At 70.8% G+C, this 18,968-nt stretch carries 17 protein-coding genes and 1 pseudogene; 13 read left to right on the plus strand and 5 right to left on the minus strand.

The window, feature by feature from the left end:
• From V8688_RS15405 to V8688_RS15420, 4 genes and pseudogenes are all read left to right on the plus strand, one after another.
• Positions 1-664 (plus strand): annotated as a pseudogene (locus tag V8688_RS15405) (amino acid deaminase); the annotation flags it as partial.
• Positions 665-673: 9 nt separating this feature from the next.
• Complete coding sequence (locus V8688_RS15410) at positions 674-2,290, plus strand: D-aminoacylase (RefSeq protein ID WP_218718201.1); 1,617 nt, start codon at positions 674-676, stop codon at positions 2,288-2,290.
• The gene (locus V8688_RS15415) at positions 2,287-2,928 is read left to right on the plus strand and encodes a bifunctional 4-hydroxy-2-oxoglutarate aldolase/2-dehydro-3-deoxy-phosphogluconate aldolase (RefSeq protein WP_218718181.1); all 642 of its coding nucleotides are present in this window, start codon (positions 2,287-2,289) and stop codon (positions 2,926-2,928) included. The genes V8688_RS15410 and V8688_RS15415 overlap by 4 nt, the downstream gene beginning before the upstream one ends.
• A gap of 11 nt (positions 2,929-2,939) precedes the next feature.
• Entirely contained in the window at positions 2,940-4,409 is a 1,470-nt protein-coding gene (locus tag V8688_RS15420) for a gluconate:H+ symporter (RefSeq protein ID WP_218718180.1), read from the plus strand.
• On the opposite strand, the gene V8688_RS15425 is transcribed toward V8688_RS15420, so the two are convergent.
• Complete coding sequence (locus V8688_RS15425; protein WP_218718179.1) at positions 4,402-4,953, minus strand: TetR family transcriptional regulator; 552 nt, start codon at positions 4,951-4,953, stop codon at positions 4,402-4,404. The two genes, V8688_RS15420 and V8688_RS15425, sit on opposite strands and share 8 nt — an antisense overlap.
• A 100-nt stretch (positions 4,954-5,053) precedes the next feature.
• Here V8688_RS15425 and V8688_RS15430 point away from each other — a divergent pair, with 100 nt between their 5' ends.
• Positions 5,054-6,151 carry an FAD-dependent oxidoreductase gene (locus V8688_RS15430; RefSeq protein ID WP_218718178.1) on the plus strand — a complete coding sequence of 366 codons (1,098 nt, stop codon included), beginning with the start codon at positions 5,054-5,056 and terminating at the stop codon, positions 6,149-6,151.
• 193 nt (positions 6,152-6,344) lie between these two features.
• Here the strand turns inward: V8688_RS15430 and V8688_RS15435 are convergent, their stop codons facing one another.
• The gene (locus tag V8688_RS15435; RefSeq protein WP_342801093.1) at positions 6,345-7,319 is read right to left on the minus strand and encodes a YafY family protein; all 975 of its coding nucleotides are present in this window, start codon (positions 7,317-7,319) and stop codon (positions 6,345-6,347) included.
• A 62-nt stretch (positions 7,320-7,381) separates the two neighbouring features.
• On the opposite strand from V8688_RS15435, the gene V8688_RS15440 reads away from it, so the two are divergent.
• Entirely contained in the window at positions 7,382-7,873 is a 492-nt protein-coding gene (locus V8688_RS15440; protein ID WP_218718176.1) for a pyridoxamine 5'-phosphate oxidase family protein, read from the plus strand.
• A gap of 5 nt (positions 7,874-7,878) precedes the next feature.
• Here the strand turns inward: V8688_RS15440 and V8688_RS15445 are convergent, their stop codons facing one another.
• The gene (locus V8688_RS15445) at positions 7,879-9,660 is read right to left on the minus strand and encodes an isocitrate lyase/phosphoenolpyruvate mutase family protein (RefSeq protein ID WP_342801094.1); all 1,782 of its coding nucleotides are present in this window, start codon (positions 9,658-9,660) and stop codon (positions 7,879-7,881) included.
• A 65-nt stretch (positions 9,661-9,725) separates the two neighbouring features.
• Between V8688_RS15445 and V8688_RS15450 the strand changes: the two genes are divergently transcribed.
• Positions 9,726-10,433, plus strand: coding sequence for a winged helix-turn-helix domain-containing protein (locus V8688_RS15450; protein ID WP_342801095.1), 708 nt, complete (start codon positions 9,726-9,728; stop codon positions 10,431-10,433).
• A gap of 279 nt (positions 10,434-10,712) precedes the next feature.
• Here V8688_RS15450 and V8688_RS15455 read toward each other — a convergent pair whose 3' ends face one another.
• Together V8688_RS15455 and V8688_RS15460 are read right to left on the minus strand one after the other, a co-directional pair.
• A complete protein-coding gene (locus tag V8688_RS15455) occupies positions 10,713-11,912 on the minus strand; it encodes an RNA polymerase sigma factor (protein ID WP_342801096.1) in 1,200 nt (399 codons plus the stop codon).
• The gene (locus V8688_RS15460; protein WP_218718173.1) at positions 11,913-12,251 is read right to left on the minus strand and encodes a YciI family protein; all 339 of its coding nucleotides are present in this window, start codon (positions 12,249-12,251) and stop codon (positions 11,913-11,915) included.
• 142 nt (positions 12,252-12,393) lie between these two features.
• Between V8688_RS15460 and V8688_RS15465 the strand changes: the two genes are divergently transcribed.
• The 6 genes from V8688_RS15465 to argF are packed head-to-tail and all read left to right on the plus strand — an operon-like array spanning position 12,394 to position 18,935.
• Entirely contained in the window at positions 12,394-13,614 is a 1,221-nt protein-coding gene (locus V8688_RS15465) for a cation:proton antiporter (RefSeq protein ID WP_218718172.1), read from the plus strand.
• A gap of 27 nt (positions 13,615-13,641) precedes the next feature.
• Positions 13,642-14,700: an N-acetyl-gamma-glutamyl-phosphate reductase gene (argC, locus tag V8688_RS15470; protein WP_218718171.1), complete on the plus strand. Its 1,059-nt coding sequence runs from the start codon at positions 13,642-13,644 to the stop codon at positions 14,698-14,700.
• Entirely contained in the window at positions 14,697-15,923 is a 1,227-nt protein-coding gene (gene argJ / locus V8688_RS15475; RefSeq protein WP_342801097.1) for a bifunctional glutamate N-acetyltransferase/amino-acid acetyltransferase ArgJ, read from the plus strand. The genes argC and argJ overlap by 4 nt, the downstream gene beginning before the upstream one ends.
• A complete protein-coding gene (gene argB, locus V8688_RS15480; RefSeq protein WP_218718170.1) occupies positions 15,920-16,807 on the plus strand; it encodes an acetylglutamate kinase in 888 nt (295 codons plus the stop codon). The genes argJ and argB overlap by 4 nt, the downstream gene beginning before the upstream one ends.
• Positions 16,804-18,006 (plus strand): acetylornithine transaminase, encoded by a 1,203-nt coding sequence (locus V8688_RS15485; RefSeq protein WP_218718169.1) that lies wholly within the window; start codon positions 16,804-16,806, stop codon positions 18,004-18,006. The genes argB and V8688_RS15485 overlap by 4 nt, the downstream gene beginning before the upstream one ends.
• Positions 18,003-18,935, plus strand: coding sequence for an ornithine carbamoyltransferase (argF, locus tag V8688_RS15490; protein WP_316574110.1), 933 nt, complete (start codon positions 18,003-18,005; stop codon positions 18,933-18,935). The genes V8688_RS15485 and argF overlap by 4 nt, the downstream gene beginning before the upstream one ends.
• Positions 18,936-18,968: the final 33 nt, after the last annotated feature.

Raw genomic sequence — 18,968 nt, forward strand, 5'->3', positions numbered from 1 at the left:
CGCGCTCGCCGGCGTCGGGGGATACGAGGGCGCGCTGGCCCACGATCGCAGCAGTGCGGGCATCGCCGCCGTGCGCGGCTATCTCGGCGAACTGGCCGCCCTGCACACCGAACTCGTCGCCGCCGGGGCCTACTCCGGCCCGGCGATCGTGACCGCGGGTGGCAGCGCCTATCCCGAACTCGTCGTCGAGGAACTGGCCGGACTGGCCGACGCGACCACCACGGTCGTCCTGCGCAGCGGCGCCTACCTCGTCCACGACGACGGCTTCTACGCCGGCATCTCCCCGCTGGCCGCGCCCGCCGTCGACCCCGGCCTGCGGGCCGCGATGCACGGCTGGGCCCGCGTGGTCTCCCGGCCGGAACCGGAACTGGCGCTGCTCGACGGCGGCAAACGCGACTTCCCCTTCGACGAGGGCCTGCCGGTCCCGCAGCTGGTGGTCGGCGGGGCGCTGCCCGCGGGCGCGCACGTCAGCGCGCTCAACGATCAGCACACCTTCCTGTGCCTGCCCGGCGCCGATGCCGCCGATCTGCCGGTCGGCAGCATCGTGCGGCTCGGGCTGTCGCATCCGTGCACGGCGTTCGACAAGTGGCGGCTCATCCCGGTGATCGACGACGCCGCGGCGCAGCGCCCGCGTGTGGTCGACCTGATCCGTACCTTTTTCTGACCGATGACCATGACCGACTTGCTGTTTCGCGACATCGACATCGTCGACGGCACCGGCGACCCGCACCGTCGCGGCGACGTCCTGGTCCGGGCCGGGCGCATCGCCGAGGTGGCGGCGCCGGGATCGATCGATGCCACCACCGCGCGAGTGATCGCGGTGCGGCCTGGCTCGGTGCTGAGCCCCGGATTCATCGACATGCACGCGCATTCGGACCTCTACCTGCTGACCCACCCCGAGCACTTCCCGAAGATCACCCAGGGCGTCACCACCGAGGTGATCGGCCAGGACGGCCTGTCCTACGCCCCGATCGACGACGCCGCGCTCGCGGTGGTGCGCAAGCAGATCGCCGGGTGGAACGGCAACCCAGCCGACTTCGATTTCTCCTGGCGCACGGTCGGGGAGTACCTGGACCGGCTCGATCAGGGCATCACGCCCAATGCCGCCTACCTGGTGCCGCAGGGCACGCTGCGCCTGCTCGTCGTCGGCAGCGACCGGCGTCCGGCCACCACCGCCGAGATCGACCGGATGTGCGCGCTACTGGCCCAGAGCCTCGACGAGGGCGCGGTCGGCATGTCCAGCGGGCTCACCTACACCCCCGGCATGTACGCCGACACCGGCGAACTCGCCGCGCTGTGCGCGGTCGTCGCCTCCTACGGCGGCTTCTACGCCCCGCACACCCGCTCCTACGGCGCCGGCGCGCTGGAGGCCTACGCGGAGATGATGGGACTGGCGAAGGCCACCGGCTGCGCGCTGCACCTGACCCACGCCACGATGAACTTCGGCGTGAACCGCGGCCGCGCACCGGAATTCCTCGCGCTGGTCGCCCGGGCCCGGGCCGACGGCTGCGACGTCACCCTCGACACCTATCCCTACCTGCCCGGCTCGACCACGCTGTCGGCGCTGCTGCCGAGCTGGGCGATGTCGGGCGGGCCGGATGCCGCGCTGGCCCGGCTCGACGACCCCGCCGAACGCGCGAGGATCACCGCGGACGTGAACGTCCACGGGTCCGACGGATGCCACGGCGTCACCGTCGAATGGGAGACCATCCAGATCAGCGGCGTCGGCGACGACGCGCTGTCGGCCTACGTCGGACGCACCGTCGACCGGATCGCCGCCGACGAGAACCGGGCGCCGGTCGAGGTCTTCTTCGATCTGTTGCGCCGCGACCAGCTGGCGACCACGATCCTGCAGCACGTCGGCCACGAGGAGAACGTGCGCGCGATCATGGTCGACGCGGGCCACATGGGCGGCAGCGACGGCCTGCTCGTCGGCGCCCGGCCGCACCCGCGCGCCTGGGGTACCTTCCCGCGCTACCTGTCCCGCTACGTCCGCGAGCTCGGCGTGCTCGGGCTGGAGGAGTGTGTGCACCACCTCACCGGCAGGCCCGCCGCCCGGCTGCGACTGGCCGAACGCGGGCTGATCCGTCCCGGGCACGCCGCCGACCTGGTCGTCTTCGACCCGGCGACGATCCACGACACGGCGACCTTCGACCATCCCCGACAACAGGCACGTGGCATCCAGCATGTGCTGGTCAACGGCGAATTCGCGCTGGAGAACGGCAGCGCGACCGGAGTGCGTGCCGGTCGCGCGCTGCGGATGGACGCCACCCGAGAGGAGACCCGATGAACCCGCTGCAGAGCTCGTCGTCCGAAGCGCTGGCGGTGATCCGCGCCGACCGCGCGCTCACCGTGGTGCGCGCACCGGCCATCCCCGACCCGGTCGCGCTCGCCGAAGCCCTGGCCGGTGCGGGCATCCGCGCGGTCGAGCTCACCTTCACCACCCTCGGTGTGCTCGACGCTGTGCGCAAGGCCTCGGCGGTGAGCGCCGCCGTGATCGGCGTCGGCACCGTGACCACCCGCGATCAGGCCGAAGCCGCGATCGAGGTGGGGGCGAAGTTCCTGGTGACGCCCGCGCTGCGCCCCGAGGTGGCCGAGGTCGCCATCGCGCACGGCATTCCGGTCGTGATGGGTGCGTTCACCCCGTCGGAGGTGCTCGCGGCCGTCGAGATGGGTGCGGCCGCGGTCAAGATCTTCCCGGCACGCGCGCTCGGCCCCGCCTATCTGAAGGATCTGCTCGGTCCGTTCCCGCACGTGTTCCTGATCCCCTCCGGTGGCGTCAACTCCCACAACGCCCGCGATTTCCTGCGGGCGGGAGCGATCGCCGTCACCGCGGGCACCGAAGTGGTCGCCCCGCTGGACGTCGCGAGTTCGCGCTGGTCCCACATCGGCTCCAAGGCCGCTCGCTTCGTCCATTCGCTTGATTGAGAGGTATCCCCATGGGCGCCACTGTCGACTGGTTGCGCACCACCACCCCCGGGTTGCTGGTGCTGTGCGGTCTCGCGATCGCCGTGCTACTCATCGCCATCATCAAGGTCAAACTGGAGCCGTTCGTCGCGCTGCTGCTGACCGGTCTGTTGCTGGCACTGGCCGCCGGACTCCCGGTTTCCCAGATCGTCGGCACACCGCTGAAAGCCGGTGAGTCACTGCTGGAAACCGGCTTCGGCGGCATCCTCGGGCACATCGCCGTCATCATCGGTCTGGGCACCGTGCTCGGCGCGATCCTCGAACGATCCGGTGGCGCCGACGTGCTCACCGACAAGCTGCTGAAGACCTTCGGCGAGAAGGGCGCTCCCGTCGCGATGGGTCTGCTCGGCCTCATCTTCGGCATCCCCGTCTTCTTCGACATCGGCATCTTCGTGCTCGCGCCGCTGGTCTACGTCGCCGCCAAGCGTGGCGGGCGCTCGCTGGTGCTCTACGCCATGCCGATGCTGGCCGGTCTGTCGATGACGCACGCCTTTCTGCCGCCGCACCCCGGTCCGGTCGCGCTGGGCGGTCTGCTCGGGGTGAGCCTGGGCTGGCTGATCGTGATGGGATTCGTCTGTGGCATCCCGGGTTTCCTCGCCGCCGGCATCGTGTGGGGCACCTGGATCGGAAAGCGCGTGCAGGTCGACGTGCCCGCCGAGTTCCTGCCGCTCGAGCCGCCCGGCGCGGGCACCGGCGACGGTGCCGACGGTGCCATCGGCGCCGATTCCGTCGGCGGATCCGGCGGCACGGCCGTGCTGACCAAGTCGCCGCCCTCGGTCGCCCTGATCGGGTCGATCATCGCGATCCCGCTGGTACTGATCCTCGGCGCCACCTTCGGTTACCAACTGCTGGACAAGGATTCGGCGCTGCTGCAGGTCCTCACCTTCTTCGGCACGCCGGCGGTCGCGCTGCTCATCACCGTGCTGGTGGCGTTCTATCTGCTCGGTATCCGGCGCGGCTCGACCGTGCAGGAACTGAGCACCATCACCGCCGAATCGCTCAAGCCGGTCGGCATGGTGCTGCTGGTGGTCGGCGCGGGCGCCTTCTTCGGCAAGGTCATCTCCGCCACCGGTATCGGCACCGCGCTCGCCGACACCATGTCCGCGGCCGGGTTGCCGGTGATCGTGCTGTCCTACCTGATCAGCTGCGGTCTGCGGATCGCCCAGGGGTCGGCGACGGTCGCGATCGTCACCACCGGTGGCATCGTCGCGCCCCTGGTGACCGAGCAGGGCTACTCGCAGATGTCGATCGCGTTGATCGCCATGGCGATCGCGGCGGGCTCGATCATCGCCAGCCACGTCAACGACGGCGGCTTCTGGATCATCTCGAAGTACTTCAACATGACCGTGAAGCAGACGTTGCAGACCTGGACCGTCCTCGAGACCATCCTCTCGGTGGTGAGTTTCGCGGTGGCGGCGGTGCTGTTCGCCGTCGTCAGCTGACGGTCAGGGCGCCGACCAGTCGGCGCAGCGCGGCGCGGGGATCGGTCTCGGTTCCCGCGCCGCCGAGCCGGTGCACGACGACTCCGTCGAGATAGTCGACCAGGATCGACGTGTCCCCGGGGTCGATCCCGACCTGCGCCGCCATCCCGATCGCCCATTCCCGGAGCCGGTGATGCCCGCGCTGCAGTGATGCGTGCAGTGCGGGCATCGTCTGCGCCTCGCCGAACAGTGCGAACCTGGCCAGGGTGCGGGTCCGATCGGGGCCGGTGGCGTGCAGGATGAACAGGGCGAGGCCCTCGACGAGGTGCTCGATCGTGGCGGGGCCGAGCAGGCGGTTCAGCGTCGTCCAGTCGGTGCGGTCGCGTTCCTCGAGCCGTTCGGCGACCCCGACCAGCAGCGCTTCGCGGGTGCGGAAGTAGTTCGACGCCGATCCGCTGGGGACGCCCGCCGCTTCGTCGGCCGCGCGGTGGGTGAGTGCTCGCGGCCCCCGGGTGCCCAGCACCTCGATCGCGGCGTCGAGTATCTGTTCGCGTTTCGTGGCCACCCGGAGAGACTACACCCGTAGTGATGAACACTACATCGGTAGTCGAAGTCACTACGGCAGTAGTACGGTGATCCGGTACCTGCAACGAGGGGAGAAGGCGATGTCCACGGCAATCGTCGTCGGGGGTGGAATCGGGGGACTGGCCACCGCGCTGGCGTTGACGCGGCGGGGCTGGTCGGTGGAGGTGCTGGAACGCGCGCCGGAGATCGCCGAGGTCGGCTCGGGAATCTCGTTGTGGTCCAACGCTTTGCGCGCGCTCGACGCGCTCGGCATCGGGTCGGTCGTGCGGGCGCAGGCGATCGGGGACGTCTCGGCCGGAATTCGCGATGCGCGGGGCCGCCGGCTCTCGCGCACCGACGCGGCGACCCTGCGCGAGCGTTTCGGCGCTCCGGTGATGATCCACCGCGCCGCACTGCTCGACATCCTGCGCGACGCGCTGCCCGGGGACGCCGTGCGGACGGGCGTCTCGGTGTCGGCGGCCGAGCCCGGCGGAACGGTGGTCCACTCCGCGGGGGTGTCGCGCGCGGATCTGGTCGTCGGCGCGGACGGCATCCACAGCGTGGTCCGGCGCGCGGTCTGCGGTGAGGTGCGGGCCCGGTACGCCGGGTACACCGCCTGGCGCGCCGTGGTCGACCTGCCGGAGCGGCTGACCGAGTTCGGTGAGACCTGGGGTCGCGGAGCGCGGTTCGGGATGGCTCCGCTCGCCGACGGTCGCGTCTACTGCTTCGCCGTCTACAACGCGCCCGAACACGCGCCGGGCACCTTTGCCGAGGTTCGTGCCCGCTTCGCCGACTGGCATCACCCGATCCCCGCGCTGCTGGCCGCCGCCGACGCGGACACGGTGCTGCACAACGACATCTACGACATCCCCGCACTCCCGGCATTCACCGCGGGTCGCATCGCCCTGATCGGCGACGCGGCCCACGCGATGACGCCGAACCTCGGCCAAGGCGGCTGCCAGGCACTCGAGGACGCGGTGGTGCTGGCCCGTCTGGCCGGCGAACCCGACGGCCTGACCCGCTACGACCGGGAGCGCCGCCCCCGGACCCGGATGATCGCCGCCCGCTCCGCCCGCATCGGCACCGTCGCCCAGCTCTCGGCGGCGCCTGTGGTCGCGCTGCGAGACACCGCGTTGCGGCTCACGCCCGCCTCCGTTTCGCTGCGGGCGATGGGCGAGATTCTCGACTGGACGTGCTGACCGGCCCGACCACCCGTGATCGGCCGCACGGCCGTCGGCCGATCGAGTTCGGACGGCGCTACGTGGACAGCGGGGCGTCGACTGCGCTCGGTCTCGGCGGGCGGCGCGCCATGTCGTCGCGCGCACGCTCCTTCTTCGCTCGGGTGCTTCGCGTCAGCGCGATTCGGTGGCCGATGCGGGGGCGACGAGGGTCTCAGATCGATGCTTGGTAGCGCGCGTGCATGGCGGCCGCCGTGGTGGCCAGCGCGGTGCGGAGTTCGGGTGGGGCGAGGACTTCGAGGTGTTCGCCGAGGGGGAGGAGGGCGTGGGCGAGGATGTCGTAGGACTCGCCGGGAATGGTGATGTCGACCCAGCCGGTCTCGTCCGGCGGGCTCGCCGACGCCAGTGCGTCGCGGACCGCGGCCGCGTCGTTCATCAAGCGCAACAGGCTCAGATGGTCGGCCGAGACGCGGCACCGCGCATGAACGCGCAGGATGGAGCGGGCGAACTCGTCCGCCGCCGCCGCCCAGTGCGCGGTGAGATCGAAATCCGCAGGGCGGGTGAAGGATTCGCCGGTAGGCGTGGCCGAGACGATGCGGCTCGCCCGGTAGGAGCGGATGTCGGTGCCCTCGCGGGCGACCAGGTACCAGGTGCCCGCCTTCATGACCAGGCCGAGCGGATCGACCGTGCGCTCGACGATCTTGTCGCGGCGCCGGTAGCTGATCGCCAGGCGGCGGTCGTGCCACAGCGCGTCCGCGACGTCCGCCAGCGCGGGGGTGTCGTCCGGGCGGTGGAACCAGCCGGGCATGTCGATGTGGACGCGCTCGGCGATGCGGGTGGCGCGACCGCGCAGTTCGGGCGGCAGCGCGGCCAGCATCTTGAGCTGGGCGGTGGCCAGCACGGTGCCGAGACCGAGGTCGGCGGCGGCGCCGGGCAGTCCGGCCAGCAGGACGGCGTCGGCCTCGTCGGAGGTGAGGCCGGTGAGCCGGGTCCGGTATCCGTCGACCAGCCGCACTCCGCCGCCGCGGCCCGGCTCGCTGTACACCGGCACCCCGGCCGCCGAGAGCGCCTCGACATCGCGGTACACGGTGCGCACCGACACCTCCAGCTCCCGCGCCAGCTCGGTCGCGGTCGCCCCGCCCTTGGCCTGCAACAGGAGCAGTAGCTGCACCAACCTGCTCGCTCGCATGTTCTCGACACTAGCCGCAAACCTTGACACAGGATGTCAAGGTTGCGTCGTACTGTTCGACTATGACCACATGGAGCCAGTTCACCGAGGAAGCACCGCGAATCTCCGCCCTGTTCCTGCGCAGGCACCAGGCGACCGGCAATCTGTGCATGCTCGGCACCGTGCGCGCCGACGGGTCGCCCCGGATCAGCCCGATCGAGCCGACCATCTTCGAGGGCATGCTGGTGCTGGCCGGCATGCCCCACACCAGGAAGTTCGACGACCTCGCCCGCGACCCGCGCTTCTGTCTGCACACCGCCACCGTCGACACCAAGGTCACCGACGGTGACGCCAAACTGTTCGGCACGGTCACCGACATCACCGACGAATCCGTGCACGCCCGCTTCGCCCAGAAACTGTTCGACGACAGCGGTTTCGACATCCGCGGCGAGAAGTTCGACCACTTCTTCGTCGCCGACCTCACCGGAGCCTCCACCGTCGAGGTCGACGACGACCACCTCGACATCACCGTGTGGAAGCCCGGCGCGGGCGAACAGGTGGTCCGCAAACACTGACCGCGCTAGTCGGTGTTCGCCGCCGCGAGCAGGGCCTGGATGCGTCGGTAATCGGGTGGGGTCGACGGTTCACTGAGGTCGCCCCTGACCGTGCGGGCCAGCCCGACCGCTGCGCCGAGGGCGGCCCGGTACAGAGCCGACCCGGTGCTGATCCGGCGGACACCCAGTGCCCCGAGGGTATCGATATCGGGGCCGGCCGGTGCGTACAACGTGTTCAGCGGGAGCGTCGTCGCGGCGACGAGCGTGCGCAGCGTGGTCGGGTCGGTGACACCCGGAACGAACAATCCGTCGGCGCCCGCCGCCGCATACAGCCGTGCCCGATGGACCGTCGAGTCCTCGTCGATGCCGAACCAGTACGTGTCGACCCGGGCGTTGACGAACAGGTGTGGTGTCCGGTCCTTGATGATGGTGATGAGGTCGGCGTGCTGGTGCGGCGCGGCCAGCCGGGTGTTGTCGCGCCCGTCCTCGATATTGATTCCGGCGACACCGAGGTCGGCCAGCCGGGCGACATAGTCGGCCACCTCCGCGGGATCCTCGGCGAACCCGGCTTCGATATCGACACTCACCAGGACCGGCAAACGCGTCAATCGTGCGGCGAGGGCGAAGGTTTCGTCCGCCGATGCGGCCTTTCCATCGGGCAGGCCCGCGGCCGCGGCTACCCCGAGACTGGTGGTGGCGATCACCGGGAATCCCGCATCCACGAGCAGGGCGCCGGAGGTGAAGTCCCAGGCATTGGGAAGAACGAGGGGACGCCCGCCGCGGTGGAGGGCATGGAAGGCATTCGAAGACACCGTGTTTCGGCCTCGCGATCGGTGTTTCGTCGCCCCGCCGTTTCCTGTGGCGACCGAGGTGTTGCCCGGGCTTGCATTGAGCGAATCGTGTGTGTCGGCGGGATGGTGTGGCTCGGCGGAGTGACGCGGGTCGGCCGGGTGGCGTGCGGTTTCGGATGCGAGGATCCCGCCGGCGAGGGCGACCGCGAGTTCGCTCCCGGGGCACCGGTGCGGTCCCGCGCCGAAGCCCAGGCCTGGGTGCCGCAGATCTAGTTCGGTCACCACGCCGTCGACGAGACGCCGGGTGGCGCGCAGCGGCGGTGTGGTGGCCATGATCAGCGCGGGCCGGTCCGCCGGGGCACCGAGGTGTGACGCGCGGGCGGCCGCGATCAATTCGCCGGTGGCCGCGCACGCCTGGACCAGGATGCAGATCCGTGCCGCGATTCGCTCGTCCTCGGTCGGGGGCTCGCTCCCGGACTCCTCGTCATCGCCCGGGCCTCGGTCCGCGTGCACCGGACTCGCTGTCCGGTCCGGAAAGGCCTCGTCGTCGACCACCGCTGCGCGGGCGGCGACGTGTGCGCGGACCGGCTGATGCAGCGCTCCGGCCGGCGATGTGCCGGTGTGTGGGGAGGCATTCGCCGGCTCCGCGCACAACGCCACGAGTTCCCCCACCGCCGCATCCGCCGCCGGGGTGATCGGTTGGTGGGGTTGATAGGCGTCGGCGACGGCGCACACCGCCGTGACCGCACTCTCCGGGATCCCCATCGCGGCGAGCAGCACTCGGACATGGGCCAGTGGCTGCCCGGCCCTGGCCGCGGCCTCGGCGCGGAGGACTAGGGGATCGAGTCGATCCAGCTCGCGTTGCAGCGCTGCCCGGCGGCGCCGATGGACGGGGCCGTCGCAGAACCGGGGCACGTGCGCCCGCAGCCACGCGATGCCCGGTCCGGGCGCAACGGGCACCGGCGGCATCGGCGCGGTGGACAGAAGTTCGCGGACGAGCTCGGGATCGCTGATCACGCCGTCGACGGTAGGTCCGCGACCTTTCGATGGCCGCCGAACAATCGCGGTCGCATGATGGGGAGATGCCTGCCCGCGCCGCCGTCCTCGCCGACTGGGCCGCCGTCCTCGCCGACCGGACCAGAGCCCACATGTGCCTGGCCCTGCTCGACGGCCGCGCCTGGACCGCGGGCGAACTGGCCCGCCTGACCGGCGTCGCGCCCTCTACCGCCACGGCCCACCTGGACCGCCTGAGTACCGCGGGTTTGATCACCGAACGCAAACAGGGCAGGCACCGCTATGTCGAACTGGCGAGCCCCGCGATCGCCCAACTCCTGGAAACCCTGCTGGCGGAACTCGATCCGACCCCCACCCCGCCGAAGAACCTGCGCGCCGCGACCGCCGACGCGGCGCTGGCCCGCGGCCGAACCTGCTACAACCACCTGGCCGGTCGCCTCGGCGTCACCATCACCGACGCCATGACCCACCGAGGCCTCCTCGACCCGGACAGCGCCCACACCCTGACCCCCGAGGGCATCACCTGGCTGACGGAAACCCTCGGCATCGACGAGCCCACCCTCACCCGCGCCCGCCGTCCCCTCACCCGCCCCTGCCTGGACTGGACCGAACGCCGCACCCACCTGAGCGGCCCCGCCGCGGTCCTCCTGCGCCGCCGCCTCCTGACCCTCGGCTGGATCGCCCCGTCCGGCACCGGCCGCGCCGTCCGCGTCACCCCCGCCGGAGAAGCCGGCCTGGCCGAAACCCTCGGCCTGGACCTCGCCGACCTACGCTGACGCCCCGGACCCGGCTTCTCAGTCGAACACCTGCTGATCGCGCCACGCGGAGACTCGCTCGGCCGCCTCCGCCGGTACCTGAACTCCGCGACACCGAAGAATCAGCAGCACATCCTTGGCCCGAGCAGCACCAAACCTTCGTCCCGGCCTACTTCTCGCAGGGTCTGAGCAAGGGGTCCGTGGAAGCTAGACGAGTTCGATGAACCCGCACCGTACTCGCGATCGAGCGGCTGATCACCGGTGTTCACCGAATTCCGGCGAGCCGGGCCGACGACGCGCTCAGGCATCGCGCAGGGAATCTCGTCGGTGGCGGAGGTAGTCGCGTTCGATGTCGTTGGGGGTGAGGGCCAGCGCGGTGTCGTAGGCGGTGATGGCTTCGGCGAAGCGGCCTGCGCGACGGAGGAGGTCGGCGCGGAGAGCGTGGTAGAGGTGGTGGTCGGGGAGGTCGATGGTGGTGAGTTCGGCCAGGGCGGCGGTGGGGCCGTGGACTTCGGCGAGGGCGACGGTGCGGTGCAGGGCGACGACGGGGGTGGGGGTGAGGGTGTACAGGTGGTCGTAGAGAGTGAGGATCTGGGGCCAGTCGGTGGCGGCCGCGGTGGGGGCGTCGGTGTGGACGGCGTTGATGGCGGCTTGGAGCTGGTAGGGGCCTGGGGCGTTGCGGCGCAGGCATTCTCGGAGCAGGGCCCGCGCCTCGGCGATGAGATCACCGTCCCAGCGGGTGCGGTCCTGGTCGGGCAGCGGGATCAGGCGCCCACCGTCGGTGCGCGCGGCCCGGCGGGCTTCGGTGAACAGCAGGAGCGCGAGCAAGCCCATGATCTCCGGCTCGCCGGGCAGGAGATCGGTGAGCAGTCGAGCGAGCCGGATCGCTTCGGCGCACAGGTCGGCGCGGATCAGATCGGGGCCCGCGGTCGCCGAATAGCCTTCGGTGAACACGAGATACACCACGGCGAGCACGGCGGGGAGCCGCGCGGGCAGTTCGGCGTCGGCGGGCACCCGGTAGGGGATGCGGGCGTCGCGGATCTTGCCCTTGGCGCGGACGAGCCGTTGCGCCATCGTCGATTCCGAGACCAGGAACACGCGCGCGACCTCGGCGGTGGTGAGTCCGCCGAGCAGCCGCAACGTCAACGCGACCCGGGCGGTGGGAGCCAGCGCCGGATGACAGCAGGTGAAGATCAGGCGTAGCCGATCGTCGGGGAATCCGTCGGTGGGTCCGGCCGGGTCCGCGTGCAGCAGAGCGGCTTCGGCGTGCCGGTCGGCCCGGGTCGCCTCGCGGCGGAGCCGGTCGATCGCGCGGTTGCGGGCCGTGGTGATGATCCAGCCCGCCGGGCTCGGCGGCACACCGTCGACGGGCCAGCGCACCACCGCGGCGGCGAACGCCTCCTGCACTGCGTCCTCGGCGACGCCGATGTCGCCGAAGACGCGGATCAGCGACGCGACCGCGCGCCCGTAGTGCTCGGCGAAAACCGCCTCGATGTCCATCTAGCCGCTCGCCACCGGCCGCACCTCGATCGGCAGAGTGAGCACCGCGGCCAGCCGGCCCGCCCAGTCCAGGGCCTCGTCCAGGTCGGCGGCCTGGATGACGGTGAAGCCGCCGATATGTTCGGTGCCCTCGGCGAAGGGGCCGTCGGTGATCAGTACCTCGCCCTCCTTCGCTCGTACGACGGTCGCGGTGCTCGCCTCGTGCAGGCCGACCGCGAACACCCAGGCGCCTGCCGCCCGCATCTCCTCGTTCAGCGCGGACAGTTCGTCGAGGATGGCGTCGATGTTCGCGGGCGCCGGTCCGTCGGGCTGGTAGACGCACAGCAGGTATTGCTTCATGATCGTCCTTTCGCGTGGTGGGGCTTCATCTCCTAGACGAACGGGACGACGCCGTTTCGACAGGCGCGGGTGATCCGATTCTCGTCCGGACCTCCAGCGAGGTGTCCCGGTTCGCCCGACTCGCCGTGCCACGATGAGGCGCATGGAGCTGCTCGCCGCCGCCGACGGCCCGTCGCCGATCGTCTCGCTGTTCTGGATCGCGCTCGTCGCGGTGCTGGCGCCGCTGCTGTCGCGGGCGCTGCGCGGGTTCGTGCCGGATGTGGTGATCCTGCTGGTGGCGGGCACGGTCCTCGGGCCGTTCGCGCTCGGCTGGGCCACCGCGGACGGCGGGGTCGACCTGATCAAGGAACTCGGGCTGGGCATGCTGTTCCTGCTCGCGGGCTACGAGCTGGATCCCCGGTTGCTCGGCGGCAAGTCCGGGCGGGTCGCCTGGCTGGTGTGGCTGGCCGGTCTCGTCTTCGCGTTCGGACTGGTCACCGTGCTGGCCGACAGTGAGTCGACGACCGAGCACATCGCGGTCGCCATCGCGATGACCTCGACCGCGCTGGGCACCCTGCTGCCGATCATCAAGCAGGCCGGGCTGCTCGACACCGCGCTGGGCCGGGCGGTGCTCGCGCACGGCGCCGTCGGTGAGCTCGGCCCGATCGTGGCCATGTCGGTGCTGCTGAGCAGCCACGATATCGGCGCCGCGCTGGTGGTGCTCGCCCTGTTCGTGCTGGCGGCGCTGCTGGTCGGGGTGATCCCGGTGCGGCTGTTCGGGCGCATCCCCGACCTCGGGGCGGCACTGGCCAGGATGGACGGCGGCACCTCCCAGCTGCCGGTACGCGGGTCGATCCTGTTGCTGCTGGTGCTCATGGTGGTGGCCGAACGCTTCGACCTCGATGTGGTGCTCGGTGCGTTCGCCGCGGGCATGGTGCTGCGCAGGCTCATCGCCGCGGGCCACCCGCGGGTCGACGAGCAGCTCGAGACCATCGGCTTCGGGCTGCTGATCCCGGTGTTCTTCGTGGTCTCGGGCATGGCGATCGATCTGTCCGCCGTCGCGGACCGGCCGCTGCTGTGGGTGTCGTTCGTGGCGGCCATCGCGGTGGCTCGCGGGTTGCCGGTGTGGTTGAGCGAGCGGTTCGTCCCGCACGGGCGCAATCTGGCATCGCCGCACGAGCGCGCCCAGCTCGCCCTGTTCGCCGCCACCGGCCTGCCGATCATCGTCGCCGTCACCCAGGTGGCGGTGTCGACGGAGCTGATGAGCGCGGATACCGCGTCGGTCCTGGTCGCCGCCGGCGCGACGACAGTGCTGCTGTTTCCGCTGGTCGCGCGGCTGATCGGGGGGAAGGCGCCGCTCGCGACCGCACCTGCCCATGAATGAGCTTGCATAGTCGTGCATAATCATCACATGGTTGATTCGTCGGGAGGACCCGCACTGCGGGTGGCGGTTGCCGGTGCGAGTGGATACGCCGGTGGCGAAGTGTTGCGTCTGCTGCTGGCCCACCCCGAATACCGAACCGGGCGCCTCGAGATCGGGGCGCTGACCGCCGGATCCAACGCGGGCACCGCCCTGGGCGCGCTCCAGCCGCATCTGCTGCCGCTGGCCGACCGCGTCCTGCAGGAAACCACCCCCGACGTCCTGGCCGGGCACGACATCGTGTTCCTCGGCCTGCCGCACGGCCAGTCCGGCGCCATCGCGCAGGCACTGCCCGAGTCCACGGTCGTCATCGATTGCGGCGCCGACTTCCGGCTCACCGATGCCGCCGCCTGGGAGAAGTACTACGGCAGCGCCCACGCGGGCAGCTGGCCCTACGGCCTGCCCGAGCTGCCCGGTGGCCGCGCGCGGCTCACCGGCGCCCGGCGCATCGCCGTGCCCGGCTGCTACCCGACCGTGTCCAGCGTCGCGCTGGCGCCGGCCATCGCCGCGGGCATCATCGAGCCTGCCGTCAACGTCGTCGCCGTCAGCGGCACCTCGGGCGCGGGCCGCAAGCTCGATATCGGCCTGCTCGGTTCCGAGGTGATGGGCAGCGTCCGTGCCTACGGCATCGCCGGCGCGCACCGGCACACCCCCGAGATCGCGCAGAACCTGAAAGCCGCGGGCGGCGTGGATGTCTCGGTGTCGTTCACCCCGGTGCTCGCCCCGATGCCGCGCGGCATCCTGGCCACCTGCACCGCCCCGGTGAAGGTCGACGCCGCGCAAGCGCGGGCCGTCTACGAGAAGGCCTACGCCGACGAACCCTTCGTGCACCTGCTGCCCGAAGGCGTCCTGCCGCAGACCGGTGCGGTCCTGGGCTCCAACGCCATCACCCTGCAGGTCGCCGTCGACACCGACGCGGGCCTGCTCGTGGTGATCGGCGCGATCGACAACTTGACCAAGGGCACCGCGGGCGCCGCGGTGCAATCGATGAATCTGGCCGTCGGATTCGACGAGACCGCAGGACTTTCCACCGTAGGAGTGGCACCGTGACGACCCCTGATCCGCACACGACGGACCACGGCAATTTGATCCACACCCAGGGCGTCACCGCCCCGCTCGGCTTCCGCGCCGCCGGTATCGCGGCGGGCATCAAGGCCAGCGGCAAGCCCGACCTCGCGCTGGTGCTCAACGAGGGCCCCGAGTACGCGGCGGCCGGCGTGTTCACCAGCAATCAGGTCAAGGCCGCGCCGGTGCTGTGGTCGCAGCAGGTGCTGAAGTCGGGTCGCGTGCGCGCGGTCATCCTGAACTCGGGTGGCGCGAACGCGTGCACCGGCCCCGGCGGTTTCCAGGACACCCACCGCACCGCCGAGGAACTCGCCGCGGCACTGAGCAATTGGGGCACCGAGACCGGCGCGGGCGAGATCGCGGTCTGCTCGACCGGCCTGATCGGTGACCGGCTGCCGATGGACAAGCTGATCCCCGCCGTCACCGAGATCGTGCACGAGATGGGCGGCGGCATGTCCGGCGGCTCCGACGCCGCGCACGCCATCATGACCACCGACACCGTGCCGAAGGAATCGGCGTTCCATCACGAGGACAAGTGGAACGTCGGCGGCATGGCCAAGGGCGCGGGCATGCTCGCCCCGTCGCTGGCCACCATGCTCGTCGTACTCACCACCGATGCGGTAGCCACCCCCGAGCAGCTCGACCAGGCGCTGCGTAAGGCCACCAAGTACACCTTCGACCGGCTCGACGTCGACGGCTCCTGCTCCACCAACGACACCGTGCTGCTGCTGGCCAACGGTGCCAGCGGCGTCGCCCCGTCCCAGGAGGACCTCGAGGCCGCCGTCTTCACCGTGTGCGACGACCTGGCCGCCCAGCTGATGGCCGACGCCGAGGGCGTCACCAAGCGGGTACGGGTCACCGTCAGCGGCGCGGCCTCCGAGGACGAGGCCCTCACCGTCGCCAGGGCGGTCGCGCGCGACAGCCTGGTCAAGACCGCGCTGTTCGGCTCGGACCCGAACTGGGGCCGGGTGCTCGCGGCCGTCGGCATCGCCCCGGTGACGCTGGACCCGAACCGGATCGCGGTGTCGTTCAACGGCAATCCGGTGTGTGTCGACAGCGTCGGCGCGCCCGGCGCGCGCGAGGTCGACCTGTCCGGCGAGGACATCGACGTGCTGATCGAGCTCAATGTCGGCGAGGGCACCGCGATGGTGCGCACCACCGACCTCTCGCACGCCTACGTCGAAGAGAACTCGGCGTACAGCTCATGAGCAGCGGTGTGGTGCAATCCCTGTCGGCGCTGGACAAGGCGCATGTGCTCGCCGACGCGCTGCCGTGGCTGCAGAAGTTCCGGGACAAGGTCGTCGTCGTGAAGTACGGCGGCAACGCCATGGTCGACGACGAACTCAAGGCCGCCTTCGCCGCCGACATGGCGTTCCTGCGCACCGTCGGCGTGCACCCGGTGGTGGTGCACGGCGGCGGCCCGCAGATCAACGCGATGCTGAAGAAGCTCGGCATGGCGGGGGAGTTCCGCGGCGGCTTCCGCGTCACCACCCCCGAGGTGATGGACGTGGTGCGGATGGTGCTGTTCGGCCAGGTCGGGCGCGAGCTCGTCGGGCTGATCAACGCGCACGGCCCGTACGCGGTCGGCATCTCCGGTGAGGACGCGCACCTGTTCACCGCGACCCGGCGCACCGTGACCGTGGAGGGCGTCGCCACCGACATCGGCCTGGTCGGCGACGTCACCGAGGTCAACCCCGGCGCCGTGCTCGACCTGATTGATGCCGGGCGCATCCCGGTGGTGTCCACCATCGCGCCCGACGCCGACGGCGTGGTGCACAACATCAACGCCGACACCGCCGCCGCCGCGCTGGCGGAGGGGATCGGCGCGGAGAAGCTCGTCGTCCTGACCGATGTCGAGGGCCTCTACACCGACTGGCCCGACCGCTCCTCGCTGACCAGCGAGATCGACGCGACGGCGCTGGCGGAGTTGCTGCCGCGCCTGGATGCGGGCATGGTGCCGAAGATGGAGGCGTGCCTGCGCGCCGTTCAGGGTGGGGTGCCCAGCGCCCATGTGATCGACGGCAGGGTGCCGCATTCGGTACTACTGGAGTTGTTCACCGGAGAAGGAATCGGAACGATGGTGACCGCATGAGTGAAGTAGAGAAGCTGCAGCAGCGGTGGTCGGCCGCGATGATGAACAACTACGGCACCCCGAAGGTCGCGCTGGTGCGCGGCGCGGGCGCGGTGGTCTACGACGCCGACGGCAAGCGCTACGTCGACTTCCTCGGTGGCATCGCGGTGAACAGCCTCGGCCACGCCCATCCCGCCATCCTGGAAGCGGTCACACAGCAGCTGGGCACGCTCGGCCACGTGTCGAACATCTATGCCAGCGAACCGGTGATCGAGCTGGCCGAGAAGCTGCTCGCGCACTTCGGTGACGGTGAGGGCAAGGCGTTCTTCTGCAACTCCGGCACCGAGGCCAACGAGGCCGCGTTCAAGATCGCCCGGCTGACCGGCCGGTCCAAGATCGTCGCCGCCGAGGAGGCCTTCCACGGCCGGACCATGGGCGCGCTCGCACTCACCGGGCAGCCGTCCAAGCGCGAGCCGTTCGCGCCCATGCCGCCCGGTGTGGTGCACGTGCCCTACGGTGACGCCGCCGCGCTGGAGGCCGTCGTCGACAGCGACACCGCCGCGGTGTTCCTGGAGCCCATGATGGGCGAATCCGGGGTGGTCGTCCCGCCGTTCGACTATCTGGCCCGGGCTCGCGAGATCACCTCGCGGGCGGGCGCGCTGCTGATCCTCGACGAGGTGCAGACCGGAATCGGCCGTACGGGAACGTTTTTCGCGCACCAGGCGGCGGGCATCGTGCCCGACGCGATCACCCTGGCCAAGGGGCTCGGCGGCGGTCTGCCGATCGGTGCCGTGCTGGCGCAGGGCCGGGCCGCCGAGCTGCTCACCCCGGGCATGCACGGCACCACCTTCGGCGGCAACCCGGTGTGCGCCGCGGCGGCGCTGGCCGTGCTGCGCACGATCGATGCCGAAGACCTGCTCTCCCATGTGGAATGGGTCGGCAAGAAGCTCAGCGACGGGATCGCGCTGCTCGAGCATCCCGAGATCGATCACGTCCGTGGCGCGGGTCTGCTGATCGGCATCGTGCTGCGCGACGACATCTCCGCCTTTGTGGACGAGCGGGCGCGGGAGGCGGGCTACCTGATCAACCCCGCCAAGCCGAACGTGATCCGGTTGGCACCGCCCCTGGTGCTCACCGAAACCCAGGCCGACAACTTCGTCGCCGACCTGCCCGAGATCCTCGACAAGGCCGCCGCCGATGCGAAGGGAGCCAGCAAGTGACCCTGCGCCACTTCCTGCGCGACGACGATGTGACCCAGGCCGAACAGGCCGAAATCCTCGCCATCGCCGCGGATCTGAAGAAGAACCCGTTCGCGCACCGGCCGCTCGACGGTCCGCGCGGGGTCGGGGTGATCTTCGAGAAGAACTCCACCCGCACCCGGTTCTCGTTCGAGCTGGGCATCGCCCAGCTCGGCGGGCACGCGGTCGTCGTCGACGGCCGCGACACCCAGCTGGGCCGGGAGGAGACCCTCGGCGACACCGGCAGCGTGCTCTCGCGCTATGTCGAGGCCATCGTCTGGCGGACCTTCGAACAGTCGCGCCTCGACGAGATGTCGTCCACCGCGACGGTTCCCGTGGTGAACGCGCTGTCCAACGAGTTCCATCCCTGCCAGGTGCTCGCCGATCTGCAGACGATCAGCGAGCGCAAGGGAGCCCTCGCCGGGCTTCGTCTCACCTACTTCGGCGACGGTGCCAACAATATGGCGCACTCGCTGCTGCTGGGCGGGGTCACCGCGGGCATGCACGTGACCGTCGCCGCGCCCGCCGGTTTCGAGCCGTTGCCGTGGATCCTCGAGGCCGCCGCCAAGCGGGCCGCGGAGACCGGCGCGACGGTGAGCGTCACCGACGATCCGGTGGCGGGCGCGACCGGCGCGGACGTGCTCGTCACCGACACCTGGACCTCGATGGGCCAGGAGAACGACGGCCTCGACCGGGTCGGCCCGTTCCGTCCGTTCCAGGTCAACGACGCCTTGCTCGCCGCCGCCGATCCGGAAGCCATTGTGATGCACTGCCTTCCGGCGCACCGCGGTGAGGAGATCACCGACGAGGTGCTCGACGGCCCGCACAGCGTGGTCTGGGACGAGGCCGAGAACCGGCTGCACGCCCAGAAGGCGCTGCTGGTCTGGCTGCTCGCGAAAGCCGCCGCATGAGACCGCGAACCGGGGCCGGCGTGGGGGTCGGTC

Source organism: Nocardia sp. No.11 (assembly GCF_038752175.1).
GTDB lineage: Bacteria > Actinomycetota > Actinomycetes > Mycobacteriales > Mycobacteriaceae > Nocardia > Nocardia canadensis.